This window comes from Nitrospirillum karajorum (assembly GCF_036348415.1).
In the GTDB taxonomy this organism is placed as follows: Bacteria; Pseudomonadota; Alphaproteobacteria; order Azospirillales; family Azospirillaceae; genus Nitrospirillum; species Nitrospirillum amazonense_B.
On record NZ_JAZBQB010000003.1, the window covers coordinates 1,290,709 to 1,306,907 of the forward strand.

Annotated in this window: 14 protein-coding genes; 6 read left to right on the plus strand and 8 right to left on the minus strand. The window is 68.4% G+C overall.

Features of this window, described 5'->3' with window-relative positions; all coding sequences use genetic code 11:
• Window positions 1-69: 69 nt before the first annotated feature.
• The 3 genes from ppa to UCD39_RS19675 all read left to right on the plus strand — a co-directional run bounded on the left by ppa (window position 70) and on the right by UCD39_RS19675 (window position 4,020).
• Window positions 70-603, plus strand: coding sequence for an inorganic diphosphatase (gene ppa, locus UCD39_RS19665; protein ID WP_330497514.1), 534 nt, complete (start codon window positions 70-72; stop codon window positions 601-603).
• A gap of 202 nt (window positions 604-805) precedes the next feature.
• On the plus strand, window positions 806-3,529 hold the full coding sequence (locus tag UCD39_RS19670; protein WP_330497515.1) for a bifunctional acetate--CoA ligase family protein/GNAT family N-acetyltransferase: 2,724 nt from the start codon (window positions 806-808) through the stop codon (window positions 3,527-3,529).
• Between the two features lie 194 nt (window positions 3,530-3,723).
• Window positions 3,724-4,020, plus strand: a complete 297-nt coding sequence (locus UCD39_RS19675; RefSeq protein WP_330497516.1) for a hypothetical protein — start codon at window positions 3,724-3,726, stop codon at window positions 4,018-4,020.
• 124 nt (window positions 4,021-4,144) lie between these two features.
• Here the strand turns inward: UCD39_RS19675 and xth are convergent, their stop codons facing one another.
• Entirely contained in the window at window positions 4,145-4,939 is a 795-nt protein-coding gene (xth, locus tag UCD39_RS19680) for an exodeoxyribonuclease III (RefSeq protein WP_330497517.1), read from the minus strand.
• 158 nt (window positions 4,940-5,097) lie between these two features.
• On the opposite strand from xth, the gene UCD39_RS19685 reads away from it, so the two are divergent.
• Window positions 5,098-5,640, plus strand: a complete 543-nt coding sequence (locus UCD39_RS19685; protein ID WP_330497518.1) for a glutathione peroxidase — start codon at window positions 5,098-5,100, stop codon at window positions 5,638-5,640.
• A gap of 18 nt (window positions 5,641-5,658) precedes the next feature.
• On the opposite strand, the gene UCD39_RS19690 is transcribed toward UCD39_RS19685, so the two are convergent.
• From UCD39_RS19690 to UCD39_RS19710, 5 genes are all read right to left on the minus strand, one after another.
• Window positions 5,659-6,429 carry a gamma-glutamyl-gamma-aminobutyrate hydrolase family protein gene (locus UCD39_RS19690; protein WP_330497519.1) on the minus strand — a complete coding sequence of 257 codons (771 nt, stop codon included), beginning with the start codon at window positions 6,427-6,429 and terminating at the stop codon, window positions 5,659-5,661.
• 40 nt (window positions 6,430-6,469) lie between these two features.
• Window positions 6,470-7,120, minus strand: a complete 651-nt coding sequence (locus tag UCD39_RS19695; RefSeq protein WP_330497520.1) for a LolA family protein — start codon at window positions 7,118-7,120, stop codon at window positions 6,470-6,472.
• 123 nt (window positions 7,121-7,243) lie between these two features.
• A complete protein-coding gene (locus UCD39_RS19700; protein WP_330497521.1) occupies window positions 7,244-9,898 on the minus strand; it encodes a DNA translocase FtsK in 2,655 nt (884 codons plus the stop codon).
• Window positions 9,899-10,179: 281 nt separating this feature from the next.
• Complete coding sequence (locus tag UCD39_RS19705) at window positions 10,180-11,430, minus strand: aminotransferase class I/II-fold pyridoxal phosphate-dependent enzyme (RefSeq protein WP_330497522.1); 1,251 nt, start codon at window positions 11,428-11,430, stop codon at window positions 10,180-10,182.
• A 219-nt stretch (window positions 11,431-11,649) separates the two neighbouring features.
• Complete coding sequence (locus UCD39_RS19710) at window positions 11,650-11,988, minus strand: P-II family nitrogen regulator (protein WP_330497523.1); 339 nt, start codon at window positions 11,986-11,988, stop codon at window positions 11,650-11,652.
• Between the two features lie 437 nt (window positions 11,989-12,425).
• Here UCD39_RS19710 and UCD39_RS19715 point away from each other — a divergent pair, with 437 nt between their 5' ends.
• Both UCD39_RS19715 and kynA read left to right on the plus strand, forming a co-directional pair.
• Window positions 12,426-13,676 carry a UbiH/UbiF/VisC/COQ6 family ubiquinone biosynthesis hydroxylase gene (locus tag UCD39_RS19715; protein ID WP_330497524.1) on the plus strand — a complete coding sequence of 417 codons (1,251 nt, stop codon included), beginning with the start codon at window positions 12,426-12,428 and terminating at the stop codon, window positions 13,674-13,676.
• A 15-nt stretch (window positions 13,677-13,691) separates the two neighbouring features.
• Window positions 13,692-14,537: a tryptophan 2,3-dioxygenase gene (gene kynA, locus UCD39_RS19720; protein ID WP_330497525.1), complete on the plus strand. Its 846-nt coding sequence runs from the start codon at window positions 13,692-13,694 to the stop codon at window positions 14,535-14,537.
• An 18-nt stretch (window positions 14,538-14,555) separates the two neighbouring features.
• On the opposite strand, the gene UCD39_RS19725 is transcribed toward kynA, so the two are convergent.
• Window positions 14,556-14,915 (minus strand): hypothetical protein, encoded by a 360-nt coding sequence (locus UCD39_RS19725; RefSeq protein WP_330497526.1) that lies wholly within the window; start codon window positions 14,913-14,915, stop codon window positions 14,556-14,558.
• Complete coding sequence (kynU, locus tag UCD39_RS19730; RefSeq protein WP_330497527.1) at window positions 14,912-16,177, minus strand: kynureninase; 1,266 nt, start codon at window positions 16,175-16,177, stop codon at window positions 14,912-14,914. The genes UCD39_RS19725 and kynU overlap by 4 nt, the downstream gene beginning before the upstream one ends.
• Window positions 16,178-16,199: the final 22 nt, after the last annotated feature.

Below are 16,199 nucleotides of genomic sequence, written 5' to 3' on the forward strand. Positions count from 1 at the left end.
CGGGCCCCCACCGGGGCCCGATCCCATCATCACGGTTCAACCGTTTGTCGTGACGCAAAGGCAACTTCCATGGACATGAGCAAGATCCCGGTCGGCAAGAACGCCCCGTGGGACATCAACGTCGTCATCGAGATCCCGCAGGGTGGTCAGCCGGTGAAGTACGAGGTGGACAAGGACTCGGGCGCCATCTACGTCGACCGCTTCCTGCACACGGCCATGTACTACCCGGCCAACTACGGCTTCGTGCCGCACACCCTGTCGGGCGACGGCGACCCGGCCGACGTGCTGGTGGTCAGCAACACCCCCGTGGTCCCGGGCGTTGTGCTGCGCTCGCGCCCCATCGGCGTGCTGCTGATGGAGGACGAGGCCGGCATGGATGAGAAGATCCTGGCCGTGCCGGTGGACAAGCTGCACAGCTTCTACACCAACGTCAGCAGCTACAAGGACCTGCCGGAGATCCTGGTGGAGCAGATCGCCCACTTCTTCGAGCACTACAAGGACCTGGAAAAGGGCAAGTGGGTGCGCATCGTCCGCTGGGGCGACGCCGACGAGGCGGCCAAGATGATCAGCGACGCCATGGCGCGCTACAACGCCCAGAAGTAAGCCTGGCTCTGCGCTAAGGTAGGAAGGGGGCGGTGCCGCAGGGTGCCGCCCCTTTTTCATGGCGCTGACCCCGGCGCCCTTGGTCGGGCCGGCCAATGGGGCTAGGCTTCCTGAAACCTTGAGACATGTCATGGCCCTGCCGCGCGAGGCTGCTATGGTCGGGCCCACGCCCAATGATGGCTGAGGACAGAGGGAAGGCCGCATGACCATCCGCAACCTGCACCACCTGTTCAAGCCGTCGTCCATCGCCCTCATCGGCGCCAGCCGACGCCCCCAGACGGTGGGCGCGGTCGTCGCCCGCAATCTGTTCGGTGGCGGCTTCGATGGGCCCATCATGCCGGTGAACGCGGAAGAGCGCTCCATCGAAGGGGTGCTGACCTACCCGGACGTGGCCTCGCTGCCCGTGGTGCCGGACTTGGCGGTCATCTGCACGCCGCCCGCCACGGTGCCTGACCTGATCCGCCAGCTGGGGGAGCGCGGCACCAAGGCGGCCGTGATCATCACCGCCGGCTTCGCCGAACTGGGCGACGTGGGCAAGGCGCTGCAACAACAGGTTCTGGACGCCGCCAAGCCCCACCTGCTGCGCGTGCTGGGCCCGAACTGCCTGGGTGTCATGGCGCCGGGCAACGGCCTGAACGCCAGCTTGGTGCATGTGCCGCCGCTGAAGGGCGACATCGCCCTGCTGGCGCAGAGTGCCGCCGTCGTCACCTCCATCGTCGATTGGGCGACCCCCCGCGGCATCGGCTTTTCCCACCTGGTGTCGCTGGGTGGCATGGCTGACGTGGATTTCGGCGACCTGCTGGACTTCATGGCCCAGGATGGGCACACCCGCGCCATCCTGCTGCATGTCGAGGCCATCGCCCACGCCCGCAAGTTCATGTCGGCCGCCCGCGCCGCCGCCCGGGCCAAGCCGGTCATCGTCATCAAGGCAGGCCGCTCGGACGAGGCGGCGCGCGCCGCCAGCTCGCACACCGGGTCGCTGGCGGCGGCGGACGCCATCTATGATGCCGCCTTCCGCCGCGCCGGCATGCTGCGGGTGGGGGAGCTGGGCGAGCTGTTCGACGCGGTGGAGACATTGGCCACCGGGGTGCAGATCAAGGGCGACCGCCTGGCCATCCTGACCAACGGCGGCGGTATGGGCGTGATCGCCACCGACAGCCTGATCGAGCAGGGCGGCCGCCTGGCCCAGCTGTCGCCGGAGGCCATCGCCCGGCTGGACAGCCTGCTGCCCCCGACGTGGAGCCACGGCGACCCCATCGACATCCTGGGCGACGCCACCGGCAAGCGTTATGCCGACGCCCTCTCGATCCTGCTGGAGGAGAAGGGCTGCGACGCCGTCCTGGTGATGAACTGCCCCACCGCCGTGGCCGACAGCGGCGAGGCGGCGCGCGCCGTGATCGAGACGCTGCGCGGCAAGCGCTTCCCCGTGCTGGCCAATTGGCTGGGGGAGGGGGCGGCGGTCGAGGCGCGGCGCCTGTTCGCCGCCAATCGCATCCCCAGCTACCAGACCCCGGACGAGGCGGTGCGCGCCTTCATGCACCTGGTGCGCTATCGCCGGAACCAGGATGAGCTGATGGAGGTGCCGTCCACTGTGCCCGACCAGTTCGTCTATGACGGCGTGGCGGCGCGGATGCCCATCGAGCAGGCTCTGGCGGAGGGGCGGACCTGGCTGTCGGAATACGAGGCCAAGCAGGTGCTGCGCGCCTACGGCATCCCGGTGGTGGAGACGGTGACCGCCACCACGCCGGAGGAGGCGGAAGCGGCGGCCAAGAGGCTGGCCGTGCCCGGCCGCAACAGCCGGCTGGCCGTCAAGATCGTGTCCCCGGACATCACCCACAAGTCGGACCTGGGCGGCGTGGCCCTGAACCTGGCGCCGGATGAGGTGCGGATGGAGGCGGAGGCCATGCTGGCCCGCGTCCACGCCGCCGCCCCCGACGCCCGCATCGACGGGTTCACCGTGCAGCAGATGGCCCATATGCCGGGTGCCGTGGAACTGATCGTGGGCATGACCGACGACCCGCTGTTCGGCCCGGTGCTGCTGTTCGGCCAGGGCGGGACGGAGGTGGAGGTGGTGCGGGACAAGGCGCTGGCCCTGCCGCCGCTGAACATGAACCTGGCGCGCGACCTGATGGCCCGCACCCGCGTCCACCGCCTGTTACAGGGCTATCGCCACCGCCCGCCGGCCGACCTGACGGCCATCGCCCTGACCTTGAACAAGGTCTCGCAACTGGTGATCGACTTCCCGGAAATCCAGGAACTGGACATCAACCCGCTGTATGCCGGCGCCGACGGCGTCATGGCGCTGGACGCCCGCATCCGCGTGGCGACGCCGCCGGAACCGGGGGCGGTGCGCCTGGCCATCCGGGCCTATCCGAAGCGGCTGGAGCAGCACGTCAAAATCCATGACGGGCGGGAGTTCCTGATCCGGCCCATCCGACCGGAGGATGAGCCGCTGATCCACGACATGATCGCCCGCACCGCCATCGAGGACATCCGCCTGCGCTTTTTCGCGCCCATGCGCCGCCTGTCGCGCACCATGGCCGCCCGCCTGACGCAGATCGACTATGACCGTGAGATGGCGCTGGTGGCCATCGCCGCCGACCCCGCCCCACCGCCGGCAGAGGGGTCGAACCTGCGCCCGGGGGACGAGGCCATCTTCGGCACCGTGCGCATCACCGCCGACCCCGACAACGACAAGGCGGAATACGCCGTGCTGGTGCGCAGCGACATGAAGGGCAAGGGCCTGGGCTATCTGCTGATGACCCGCATCCTGGACTATGCCCGCACCCGCGGCATCCGTGAGGTGTTCGGTGAGGTGCTGCGCGAGAACGTCACCATGCTGCAGATGTGCCGCGACCTGGGCTTCAAGCAGACCGAATACCCCGACGATCCCGGCATCGTCGAGGTGCACTACACGTTTGGCTGAGAGGATCGACTGAAAAGGGACGGACGGGCAAAGGCGCCAGAAGAAGAGCCGAAGTCGACAGATTCAATAAAATTGTAGATAATTTCCCGGGGCGGCAAATGGTCGCCCCTGCGCATCTGCATGCATGACTGTCCGCTTACTTACGCCGTTGGCGTGTCTTGACTCAACGCCAAGGGAAGCGTTGAGTCATTCGCATGTTTGTCCCGCCCACCATCGCCCAGGCCGTACCGACCCCGGTACTGACGCCGCAGCAGCAGACGCCGACGCAGAACCCGTCGTTCGTGGCGGCGGTCGCGGGCGCGCAGGCAACCGCCAAGCCGGTGGCGACGCAGACAACCATAGCCGCCCAACCCACGGGCCGGTCGGAAAGCAGCAAGGACAACCGCAGCGGCACCGACACCGGCCAGGCGACCGACACCGGCGCCAACGCCGTCCGCGCCCGCAGCAGCGCCCACCCCTGGCGTGGCCAGTTGGTGGACGTGACGGTTTAGTTTTCCCTCAGGCGCCGGACGCGGCCATCCGGCCGCTTGGCTTATCCTCGCTTTCCAGCCACTACGTTCCCCGGAAAGCTCCGGCGGCCGCAGTCGCGGCCTATGACGGCCTCGTGCCGCCGCTTCAGATATCCAAATCGATCATAATCGGCACATGGTCGGAGGGCTTGGGGCCCCAGCCGCGCGCCTCGCGCAGGACGGTGTAGCCCTGCAGGTGCGGCACCAGTGGCGGGGTGACCCAGATATGGTCCAGGCGCCGGCCCCGGTCGGACAGGCCCCAGTCGGCGGAGCGGTAGGACCACCAAGTGTAGAGCTTCTCCGTCGCCGGCAGGAAATGGCGCACGGCGTCCACCCACTCCCCGGCGCGCATCATGGCGTCCATCTTCGCCACCTCGATGGGGGTGTGGGAGATCACGTTCAACAGTTGGCGGTGGGACCAGACGTCGTTTTCCAGCGGCGCGATGTTGAGGTCGCCCACCAGGATGCGGGGCTTGTGCCGGTCTTCCAGCGCCTCGCCCCAGGCGGCCAGTTCGTCCAGGAAGCGCAGCTTGTGCCGGAACTTGTCGTTCAGGTCGGGGTCGGGAATGTCGCCGCCGGCGGGGATGTAGAAATTGTGCAGTTCGATGCCGCCCGGCAGCTCCGCCTGCACATGGCGGCAGTCCTGCCGCTCACACCACAGCGTGCCACCCGTGGCCGACAGCGGCAGGCGCGAGAGGATGGCGACGCCGTTATAGCTTTTCATCCCCCGGACATGGGCATGGACATAGCCCCGCGCCGCCAGTTCCTTGAGCGGAAAGGCGTCATCCACCACCTTGGTTTCCTGCAGGCACAGGACGTCGGGGCCGTAGTCGTCAACCAGGCGCAAGACCATATCCAGGCGCAGCCGCACCGAATTGATGTTCCAGGTGACGATGCGCATGGGCCTTCCAGCGGGGTCGATGATGGGGTGTGCGCTGCATACGACCACCAGGCGGCCAAGGTCAAATCCCATCCGGGATCGCGCGCTCAAATTACATTGTGCACAATATAATTTGATTTTACCCTGCCTTTCCTTTCCCCATACCGGAGCCCGACGCCATGAGCCTCTATGACATCCCGCTGACCCGCCTGAACGGCACGCCCGCCAGCCTAGCGGAGTACCGCGGCCAGGCGCTGCTGGTGGTCAATGTGGCGTCCAAGTGCGGATTGACGCCGCAATATACCGGCCTCAGCGCGCTGTACGACCGGTTCGAGGACAAGGGCTTCCAGGTCCTGGCCTTCCCGTGCAACGACTTCGCGGGGCAGGAACCGGGCAGCGCCGAGGAAATCCAGACCTTTTGCGAGCGCAATTACGGCGTCCGCTTCCCGGTGTTTTCCAAGGTCCATGCCAATGGGGAGGAGCGGCACCCGCTGTACCAGGCCCTGATCGCGGCCCAACCCAAGGCCCAGCCGAAAGAGGCCGGGCAGTTGCTGGCCAAGCTGGCGCAGCATGGCCTCGGGCCCAAGAACGACAGCGACGTGGCCTGGAACTTCGAGAAGTTCCTGGTCAGCCGCGACGGCCAGGTCATCGCCCGCTTCGCCCCGGACGTGGAACCGCAGGACCCGGCGCTGGTCACCGCCATCGAGGGTGCGCTGGGCTGATTTGCCGGGCGGGCAGCGTCAAGGCGCGCGCGTGGCCGCGCGCGCGCGCACCGCGTCGCCGAAGGCCTTGAACAGGGCGACGGCGGCGGGGTCTTCCCAAAAGCGCCATTCGGGGTGCCACTGCACGCCCAAGGCGAAGGTGGCCTTCTCCACCCGCACGGCCTCGATCAGGCCGTCGGGAGCCACCGCCTCCACCGCGAGGCCGGGGGCCAGGCGGTCTATGCCCTGCTGGTGCAGGCTGTTGACGGTCAAGCGCTCCCGCCCCGTGATGCGGGCCATCAAGCCGCCGGCGGTGAGGTCGACGGCGTGGGCGGCGCCGTACTGGACCTCCAGCGGCTGGGTCTCGTCATCGCGGTGGTCCATGAGGCCCGGCACGTCCTGCACCTTCTGGTGCAGGGTGCCGCCCAGCGCCACGTTCAGTTCCTGCAAGCCCCGGCAAATGGCGAACAGCGGCAGGTCGGCATCCAGGGCCGCACGATACAGGGGCAGAGTGGTGGCATCGCGGTCCAGGTCGTGCAAGGTGCCGGGTTCGGACATCGGGCCCTGGTAGCGGTCAGGATGCACATTGCTGGGGCTGCCGGTAAACAGCAGGCCATCCAGGCGGGACACCACCTCCGCCGCGTCATACCGGTCGCCCAGGGCCGGCAGCAGCACCGCCAGAGCGTTGGCGCCGTCCGACACGGCGCGCACATACTTGTCGCCCACAACGTGGAAGGGATGCCGCCCCAGGGTGCGGTAGTCGGCGGAAACGCCGACGATGGGCAACGGGGTGCGGGGAAGGCTGGTCATCGCTGAACCCTCCTTTGCTTCAGGGGCGCCAGGCGCGGCGTCAGTCGCGTTCCTTGCGGCGGCTGGGATCGCGGAAATAGAACTGGCTGTCGTCCAGGCTGACACCCGCCTGGGGATCCAGCAGCGCCACCTCCGTGGTCGCGCCTTGAGCGTCCAGCACCCGCCACCGCTTCAGGGTGAAGGGTTGTTCCTGGAACATCAAGGTCAGGCGGCCCAGGCCGGGATCCTTGGTCTGGACCAGCGTCACCTCCAGCACCCCGGCGCTGTCATCCATGGACGTGACGGTGACGTCGCCGGACAGGTGCAGGTCGGGCCGCAGGATGAAGTCGGCCATGGTGCTGCCGATGGGGGCGTTGGACTGTTCCTTCGCCTCCGCATCCCAGAAATAGACGAAATGGCCATCGGCCACGATGAAGTTCTTGTTGGGCGGGTCGTAGTCGATCCGCATCTTGCCCGGCCGCTTCAGCTGGAAGGTGCCACGCACCAGGCTGCCGTCCGGGTTGATCTGCTGAAACTGTGATTTCAGCGTCTGGATGCCGTTCAGGTAGGTTTCCACCTGCGCCAGCTTGGCCTTGTCCTGGTCGGTAAGCTGGGTGGACGGCTTGGCAGCGGCCGTCCCGGACCACGCCACAGGGGCGAGCGCGACCAGAAAGGCGAGAGGCAGGGCGGCGAGGGCGGTGCGGCGGATCATGATGCCTTCAGGATAGACCGCGCTTTAAGGCGGAATTGGGGTGGCGATACAAGATGTTGGAAAATCGACCGCGAGAGGGGAGGGGGCGTACGTCTGGCGTACGCCCGCTTGTCGCGCTTCGCTCTAATTCACGCGCTCATGGTCGTCAATGTTGCGGGCCAGAACCTCGCGCTTGCCGACATGGTTGGCGCGGCTGACCACGCCCTCCTGCTCCATGCGCTCGATCAGGCGGGCGGCGCTGTTATAGCCGATGCGCAAATGGCGCTGGATGAAGCTGGTGCTGGCCTTGCCCTCGCGGCAGACCACGGCCACCGCCTGGTCGTACAGGTCGTCGCCGGAGCTGGCGTTGCCGCCCCCGGCACCGCCGCCCGAACCGCCATCCTCATCGAAGGGGCTGGCGTCGTCCTCTTCCGTCACCGCGTCGACGTAGTTGGGCTCGCCCTGGGCCTTCAGGAACTTCACCACGTCCTCCACCTCCTGGTCGCGGACGAAGGGGCCGTGGACGCGGGTGATGCGGCCACCGCCGGCCATGTAGAGCATGTCGCCCTGGCCCAGCAGCTGTTCGGCGCCCTGTTCGCCCAGGATGGTGCGGCTGTCGATCTTGGAGGTGACCTGGAAGCTGATGCGGGTGGGGAAGTTGGCCTTGATGGTGCCGGTGATGACGTCCACCGAGGGGCGCTGCGTCGCCATGATGATGTGGATGCCGGCGGCGCGGGCCATCTGGGCCAGGCGCTGGATGGCGGCCTCGATATCCTTGCCGGCCACCAGCATCAGGTCCGCCATCTCATCGACGATGACGACGATGTAGGGCAGTTCCGTCAGGTCGATGGGCTGGTCCTCGAACACCGGCTTGCCGGTGTCGGGGTCGAAGCCCGTCTGGATGCGGCGGGTCAGCGTCTCACCGTTCTGGCGCGCCTCGCGCAGGCGCATGTTGTAGCCGTCGATGTTGCGTACGCCCAGCTTGGACATGGCGCGGTAGCGGTCCTCCATCTCCCGCACTGTCCACTTCAGGGCCACCACCGCCTTCTTGGGGTCGGTCACCACCGGCGCCAGCAGGTGGGGGATGCCCTCATAGATGGACAGTTCCAGCATCTTGGGATCGACCATGATGAAGCGGCACTTCTCCGGCGGCAGCCGGTAGAGCAGCGACAGGATCATGGTGTTGATGGCCACCGACTTGCCCGAGCCGGTGGTGCCGGCCACCAGCAGGTGGGGCATGCGGGCGAGATCGGCGATGACCGGCTGGCCGCCGATGTCCTTGCCCAGCACCAAGGCCAGCTTGTGCTGGCTGCGGTCGTAGGTTTCCGCCTCCAGCAATTCGCGCAGGTAGACGGTTTCGCGCTTGGCGTTGGGCAGCTCGATGCCGATGACGTTGCGGCCGGGGACGACGGCCACGCGCACGGACACCGCACTCATGGACCGGGCGATGTCGTCGGCCAGGCCGATGACGCGGGACGACTTGGTGCCCGGCGCCGGTTCCAGTTCATAGAGGGTGACGACGGGGCCGGGATGGACCTTGCCGATCTCCCCCTTCACGCCGAAATCGTCCAGCACGCCTTCCAGCAACTGGGCATTCTGGCGCAGGCCGTCCTCATTCACGCCGGGGCTGCGTACCGACAGGTCGGGCAATTGCAGCAGGTCGACCGGCGGCAGCTCGTATTCGCTGGGCCCATCGGGTTCCAGATCCAGGCTAGGCTGGACCGGCGCCGGGGCCTTGCGCGCGATTTCCACCGGCTTGGCCTTGGGCGGCACGACGGTGGCCAAGGGACGGCGGGGTGCCGCCTCACCCTCCACATCCAGTTCGCCGTCGCGCGGCGGCTCGCGGTCGCCGGCGGGGCGGTCCATGCCAGAGGCGGGACGATCGAGCGTCGGGATGGACAGGCTGGGTTCGCGCCGGAGGCCGTCGCCGAAGCCGGGCTCACGCCGCGACGTGGGGGCCGCCCGCTTCGGTGTCGCCAGGCCCTTCAACGTGCCGGCCAGACCGCCCTTGAGACCATGGGCCAGGCCACTCAGGCCACCGATTCCGTCCCCAAGGGCGGAGCCGGCGGCGGCACGCAGACGGCCGGCAAGACCGCTCGCGGGCGCGGCCGGTTCCTCCGCATAGTCCTCATACGCCTCATCCTCCGGCTCATACGCTGATCCGGGGGCCGGCCTGGAAGCCGATCGGGGGGCCGGCTCGGGTGCGCGGCGGACGGAGGCGGGCTTGGGCCCGACGGCGGGCCGCCATTGGCCCACCCGGCGCAGGAAGCCGTAGGCGGCGCCCACCGCGGCGAAGGCCTGGTAGAAGGGCACGCCCAAGGCCACCACGATCAGCGCGACGGTGGCCAGCGCCATGACCAGGCCCAGCAGCACCGGACTGCTCCACCCCACATGACTGGCGATGAAATGGTCGATCAGGGTGACGATGACCCGGCCGGCGTTGCCGCCGGCGCCACCGCCGAAGGGGGCGGAGATGCCGCCCAGGGAAACGCCGGCCAGGGTGATGGCGAACAGCCCGGCGGCGATGCGGCCGGCCCAGAAGCTGGGCGGGTCGTGCCGCAGGATGCGCACGCCCCAGCCGGCGACGATGACCGCCAACAGGTAGGCCGCCAGGCCGAAACACTGCACCAGCACGTCAGCGGTGTAGGACCCGAAGGCGCCGGCCACGTTGTGCACGGCGGTGTGCGGCCCGGCCGTGTTCCACGACGGGTCATTGGGGTCGTAGCTGAACAGGATGGCGGCCAGCGCCAACGCCAGCAGCACGACGCACAGTCCGCCCACCTCGGTCGCGCGGCGCATCAGGAACTGCGACGCGCCCTCGGGCAGCAGGCTGCCGCGGCGGCGCTTGCCCGGGCCCGTGGGTGCGGAGCCGGGGGACAGGGGGTCGCGGTTGCCCCGGGAACCGGGGGGGAGGCAAGGCGGGTCGTCATGGGCCGTCGCTCGTTCCTGAAAACTTACGGGCGTGGGTCAATATCGGAATCGGTGCCGCAGCCGGTGAGGGCGGTGGGCCGGTTCCAGGGAGTAAACACGGTATCAGGCAACTTTATGTCAGGCCGAAAACCGGGTGTGCCCGGTGCGGGTCATCCCAGCACCCGGGCAATGGTCTCACAGGCGCGGGCCACGGTTTCGGTGTCATGCACCAGGGCCACGCGGATATAGGGATGGCCGGCATTGCTGCCGTCCGGTTCCGACCGGGTGAAATAGGCGCCGGGCAGGACGCGCAATCCCGCCTCCCCCCACAGCCTGCGGGTCGCGGCCTCGCCGTCGCCCACGTCCAGCCACAGGAAGAAGCCGCCGGCCGGGCGGTAAAAGCCATAGCGGCCGGCCAGCGCCGCTTCCGCTGCGTCGATCTTCTGCCGGTAGAGGCGCCGGTTCTCCTCCACATGCGCGTCGTCGTTCCACAACGCGGCGGCGGCGGCCTGGGCGGGCAGGGCGTTGCCGGCCAGGGCATAGCTGCGCAGGCGGGTGAAGGCCTGGATCAGCGCCGGATCACCCGCGATGAAGCCGGAGCGCAAGCCGGCGGCGCTGGATCGCTTGGACAGGGAGTTGAAGACCAGCAGGTTGGCGGTTCCCTGGCCTGCTTGCCCCAGACCGGCCCCCTCGTTCTCCAGGGCCAGCGCGGCCTCGAACCCGCCGGGCGGCGGGGCCTTGTCCCAGATTTCGGCGTAGCATTCGTCCAGCGCCAGGACGAAGCCGTAGGCGCGGGCCAGGGTGATGGCCTTTTTCAGATAATCCAGGTCCGCCACCGCCCCTTGCGGGTTGGACGGCGTGCACAGATACATCAGGGCGGTGCGGGCCAGCAGGTTGGGCGCCAGCGCGTCCAGGTCGGGCAGGAAGCCGGTCTGCCGGGTGGCCGGCATGAACACCGGCTCCGCCCCCGCCAGGGCGGCGGCCCCCTCGTACACGGCGTAGAAGGGGTTGGGGATCAGCACGGCCGGCTGGCGGCCGTCCTTGAACTGCGGCGTGGCCAGCAGCGCCACCTGGAACAGGGCCTCCCGCGTGCCGGTGGCGGGCAAGATGCCCTTGTCCACGTCCACGAAGCCGGCGGGCAGGCCATAGCGGCGGCACAGCCAGCCATGCACGGCGGTGCGGAAGGGGGCGGTGCCGATGGTGGGCGGATACTTGCCCCAATCCGCCAGGGGCGCGCTGGCCAGCGCCTGGGCCAACAGGGCCGGCGGCTCGTGCTGCGGCTCCCCGATGGACAGCATCAGGGGGGCGGCGTTGCTGCGCGGCGTCACGTCGGCCAGCAGCGCCGCCAGGCGGGTGAACGGATAATCCGACAGTCCGCTCAAACGGCCGTTCAAGGACGGACCCACGATGGGACTCGTCATGACGGGAACCCGGGTATCGGCCGTCAGCTGCATGGGAAAAATCATATCCGGCATATCGGGAAAGACGGCCCCGATATTAGCGGTCGGCGGTGGCCCCCACAAGGCCCACGGCGTCGGGGCCGCCCTGCCCCGACCCGCAAAACCGCCTTAGAATCCGTGGATTTGCCCCTAAATGCTTAGAAACCCGATGAAAAGCTCACGTCCGCCTATGCCATAAGGTCAGAGCGCCGGCTGTCCCCGTTCCCCCGTGCGGATGCGCACCGCCTCCGCGATGGTCATGACGAAGATCTTGCCGTCGCCGATGCGGCCGGTGTTGGCCGTGGCCTGGATGGTCTCCACCACGCTTTCCATCTGGTCGTCGGGGACCGCCACCTCGATCTTCACCTTGGGCAGGAAGTTCATGGCGTATTCCGCCCCGCGATAGATCTCCGTCCGGCCTTGCTGGCGGCCACAGCCCCGCACCTCGCTGACCGTCACGCCCAAATGCCCCATGACCGCCAAGGCCTCACGCACTTCATCCAGCTTGAACGGTTTCAACACCGCCACCACGAGCTTCATCGGCAGTCCTCAAAGGCCCGGAACCCCAAGGGTCCCTTTTCGGGGAAGCCCCATGCGCCGGGGCGCCGCCCACCACCGGGGCGCGCCGGTTGGCGGGGCCTGTTGGGCCGTCCGGTCTTCAAGAAGCGTGCCGCGTTCACAGAATTGTCGTCGCTCATCCGAAAGAGCGGGCGGAGAAAGGGGCCCGCCATGGGATGCGCAGGCGCGATGCGAGGGCGGAACCGCCCCGTTTGCGCGCAGCGGATGCCGATAAAATATGCCGCGCCGGAGAGATTACCGGCAAAGCGCAGGCAATTGCATAAATTATAGGCATCGGCAGCCTGGGGATCGATCATGTGCGCGGTACTGGACAAGTGACCGCGCCACCGCGATCTATAGGGGGCTGAACTCTATCCCCTTTGCCCCCCTCCTTGCCCCCGTTTGCCAAGGCGCCGCCGATGTCCACCGAAGCCCCCCTCCCCACCGCCGAAACCGATCTGGTCGCGGACGTCGCCATCGTGGGCGGCGGCTTGGCCGGCCTGTCGCTGGCGGCGGCCCTGGGCACGGCCGGGGTGCGCACCCTCTGCATCGACCGCGACAGCCCCGCCCATCAGCTGGAGGCGACCTTCGACGGGCGCACCACCGCCATTTCCCATGGCAGCATGAAGATCCTGGAGGGGGCGGGGGTCTGGGCTCACCTGAACGGCGACGCCGGCCCCATCCTGGAAATCCGTGTCACCGACCAGAACCGGCCGACCTTCCTGCACTATGACCACCGCGAGGTGGGCGACCAGCCCTTCGGCTACATCGTCGAGAATGTGGTGCTGCGCCGGGCCCAGTTCGCCCGCCTGGCGGAGCTGCCGTCCGTCACCCATCTGGCCCCGGTGGAGGTCGCGTCGCTGGACCGGGGGCCAACCATGGCCACCATCACCCTGGCCGACGGTCGCCGCGTCCGCGCCCGCCTGGTGGTGGGCGCCGACGGCCGGGGCAGCCTGTGCCGCAAGGACGCCGGCATCGGCCTGGTGGGCGGCAGCTATGACCAGACGGCCATCGTGGTGACTGTGGAGCATGAGTTCCCCCACCACGGCGTGGCGGTGGAGCTGTTCCTGCCCAGCGGGCCCTTCGCCATGCTGCCCCTGACCGGCAACCGCACCTCCATCGTCTGGTCGGACAAGAGCGCGGCCGTGCCCCATTACATGGGCCTGGACGACGCGGCCTTTACCGCCGAGCTTCAGGCCCGCATCGGCGATTGGCTGGGCGCCGTGCGCCCCATTGGCGGCCGCTACAGCTTCCCCCTGTCGTGGCAGCACGCCCAGCGCTATGTCGACCGCCGGCTGGCGCTGATCAGCGAGACCATCCACGCCATGCACCCCATCGCCGGCCAAGGGCTGAACATGGGCCTGCGCGACCTGGCGGCCCTGGCGGAGGTCATCGTCGACGCTTGGCGCCTGGGCCTGGACGTGGGCGGCACCGCGACGCTGGAGCGCTACCAGCGCTGGCGCCGGTTCGACAATGTCAGCCTGCTGGGCGTGACCGACGGCCTGACCCGCCTGTTCTCCAACGACATCGCGCCGCTGAAGCTGGCGCGCGGCCTGGGCCTGGCGGCGGTGAACGCACCGCCCCTGCTGCCGCTGAAAAAGCTGTTCATGCGCCATGCCATGGGCGTCGTGGGCGAACTGCCGCGCCTGGTGCGCGGCGAGCCCCTTTAATAAGACGGCGCCGCCATGACGCAGGAAAAGAACACCGGTGCCGTCGACCTGTCGGGCGAGGGCATCCACCAGCGGCCCGACCTCAGCTATGGCGCCTATCTGGGCCTGGACCAGTTGCTGTCCGCCCAGCATCCCCGCTCGGACCAGCATGACGAGCTGCTGTTCATCGTCATCCACCAGGCGTCGGAACTGTGGATGAAGCTGAGCCTGCATGAGCTGCGCGCGGCCCTGCACCAAATCCAGGCGGACGATCTGGGCCCGGCGCTGAAGATGATTGCGCGCGTCAGCCGCATCCAGGCGCAACTGATCCAGTCGTGGGACGTGCTGGCCACCATGACGCCGGCGGACTACAGCCTGATCCGCCCACACCTGGGGCAGAGCAGCGGCTTCCAGTCCTTCCAGTACCGGCAGCTGGAATTCCTGCTGGGCAACAAGAACGCCGGCATGATCACCGTGCACCAGGGAGACCCCGCCATCCATGCCGAGCTGATGGCCGCCTATGCCCAGCCCAGCCTGTATGACGAAACCCTGCGCCTGCTGCACCGCCGGGGCTTCGCCATCCCCGCCGGCCTGCTGGACCGCGACTGGACCGAGCCGCACCAGGCGCATCCGGCGGTGGAGGCCGCCTGGCTGGCCGTCTACCGCGACCCCCATGAGCATTGGGAGCTGTACGACCTGGCGGAGAAGCTGGTGGATTTGGAATACCGTTTCCAGCAATGGCGCTTCAGCCACATGAAGACGGTGGAACGCATCATCGGCTTCAAGCCCGGCACCGGCGGCACCGGCGGGGTCAGCTATCTGGTCAAGGCGCTGGACCTGAAGTTCTTCCCGGAGCTGTTCAGCGTGCGGACCAGCCTGTAGCGGCCTAAGAGTGATGAACTAAGGTTCGGGCGGCATTATTGGCGACACCCAATCCACCACGCCATCGCGCACACGAATGGTCATGGAGATGATGCCCGGGGCTTCCTGTATCGGGACACCGATGGATATGCTGTAGGTGTCCGTTGCCGTCGCCTTCACTTCGGGGTCGTTGGCCACGCTGAACTTGACGCTGCGCAGGCCAGCGGCGTCGGCAAGACGCTCCACCTCCGCGCCCTTCATGCCTACATGGATTTGGAGGGACACTTTGCGCAAGGTGTCATAGGCGGTCCCGAGATCTGAAGATCCCCGGCCATGACCGGCCACCACCAGCAGAAGCAGGGCACCGACCAGCAGCAGTAGCCGCGACCGGGCCGTCACGTCACGGCCGCCCGCTCATGGAACCGCGCCTCCCGCCACAGGCCCGTTTCCATGATGTCCACCAGATGATCCACGGCGTCCCAGACATCCACGTAGCGGATGTAGAGGGGGGCGAAGCCGAAGCGTAGGACCTCGGGCGCGCGGAAGTCGCCGATGACGCCGCGCTCGATCAGCGCCTGGACGATGGCGTAGCCCTGGTCGTGGCCCAGGCTGACCTGGCTGCCCCGCCGCGCGCTGTCGCGGGGGCAGAGGACCTGGAAGCCATGGGCCCCCAGGCGCTGGTCCACCAGATCCAGGAACAGATCGCCCAGGCGGCGGGACTTGGCGAACAGGGCGTCACGGTCGGCGCCGGCCATGATCTTCACCCCTTCCTCCAACGCCGACAGGCAAATGACCGGGGGCGTGCCGCAGAGGTGGCGCAGGATGCCGGGGGCCGGCCGGTAGTCGTCGCCGAAGGCGAAGGGCGCCGCATGGCCCATCCAGCCGGACAGGGGCGAGTGCAAGGCGTCCTGGTGCCGGCGGGCGACGAACAGGAAGGCCGGGGCACCGGGGCCGCCGTTCAGGTATTTGTAGCCGCAGCCCACGGCCAGGTCGGCCCCGCAGCCGTTGAGGTCCACCGCCAGCGCCCCGGCGCTGTGCGACAGATCCCATAAGGCCAGCGCCCCCACGGCGTGGGCCTTGGCCGTCAGGGCGGCCATGTCGTGCACCCGGCCCGTCTTGTAATGCACATGGGTCAGCAGCAGCAGGGCCACGTCCGGGGTCAGCGCGTCGGCCAACCCCTCCGCCGGCACGGTGCGCAACTCGACATCGCCCAGCAGGTCGGCCAGGCCCTGCATGACATAGAGGTCGGTGGGGAAGTTGCCCGGTTCCGACAGGATGACGCGGCGGCCCTGGCCCGGGTTCTGGCCCGGGTTCCGGCGACGCTGCATCGTCACGGCCCCCGCCGCCAGCTTGAACAGGTTGGCGGAGGTGGAGTCGGCGGCGATGACCTCGCCCGCGTCCGCCCCGATCAGTGGGGCGATCAGGTCGCCCACCCGGGTGGGCAGGGTGATCCAGTCAGCGCTGTTCCAGCTGCGGATGAGGTCCACGCCCCATTCGCGGTCCACCACCTGGGCCAGGCGGGCGCGGGTGGCGTGGGGCAGGGCACCCAGGGAATTGCCGTCCAGGTAGATGACGCCGGGGGGCAGGTCGAAGGCGTCGCGGGCCGCCGCCACCGGGTCCCGGGCGTCCAGCGCCAGCGTCGCGTCACGTGTCCAGGCCATGGCCGGCCTCTCCCAACCGTTG

Excerpts from the sequence above, each read along its gene's own strand:
- ppa (WP_330497514.1), top strand. The coding sequence starts at position 70 with ATGGACATGAGCAAGATCCCGGTCGGCAAGAACGCCCCGTGGGACATC.
- UCD39_RS19670 (WP_330497515.1), top strand. The coding sequence starts at position 806 with ATGACCATCCGCAACCTGCACCACCTGTTCAAGCCGTCGTCCATCGCC.
- UCD39_RS19675 (WP_330497516.1), top strand. The coding sequence starts at position 3,724 with ATGTTTGTCCCGCCCACCATCGCCCAGGCCGTACCGACCCCGGTACTG.
- xth (WP_330497517.1), bottom strand. The coding sequence starts at position 4,939 with ATGCGCATCGTCACCTGGAACATCAATTCGGTGCGGCTGCGCCTGGAT.
- UCD39_RS19685 (WP_330497518.1), top strand. The coding sequence starts at position 5,098 with ATGAGCCTCTATGACATCCCGCTGACCCGCCTGAACGGCACGCCCGCC.
- UCD39_RS19690 (WP_330497519.1), bottom strand. The coding sequence starts at position 6,429 with ATGACCAGCCTTCCCCGCACCCCGTTGCCCATCGTCGGCGTTTCCGCC.
- UCD39_RS19695 (WP_330497520.1), bottom strand. The coding sequence starts at position 7,120 with ATGATCCGCCGCACCGCCCTCGCCGCCCTGCCTCTCGCCTTTCTGGTC.
- UCD39_RS19700 (WP_330497521.1), bottom strand. The coding sequence starts at position 9,898 with ATGCGCCGCGCGACCGAGGTGGGCGGACTGTGCGTCGTGCTGCTGGCG.
- UCD39_RS19705 (WP_330497522.1), bottom strand. The coding sequence starts at position 11,430 with ATGACGAGTCCCATCGTGGGTCCGTCCTTGAACGGCCGTTTGAGCGGA.
- UCD39_RS19710 (WP_330497523.1), bottom strand. The coding sequence starts at position 11,988 with ATGAAGCTCGTGGTGGCGGTGTTGAAACCGTTCAAGCTGGATGAAGTG.
- UCD39_RS19715 (WP_330497524.1), top strand. The coding sequence starts at position 12,426 with ATGTCCACCGAAGCCCCCCTCCCCACCGCCGAAACCGATCTGGTCGCG.
- kynA (WP_330497525.1), top strand. The coding sequence starts at position 13,692 with ATGACGCAGGAAAAGAACACCGGTGCCGTCGACCTGTCGGGCGAGGGC.
- kynU (WP_330497527.1), bottom strand. The coding sequence starts at position 16,177 with ATGGCCTGGACACGTGACGCGACGCTGGCGCTGGACGCCCGGGACCCG.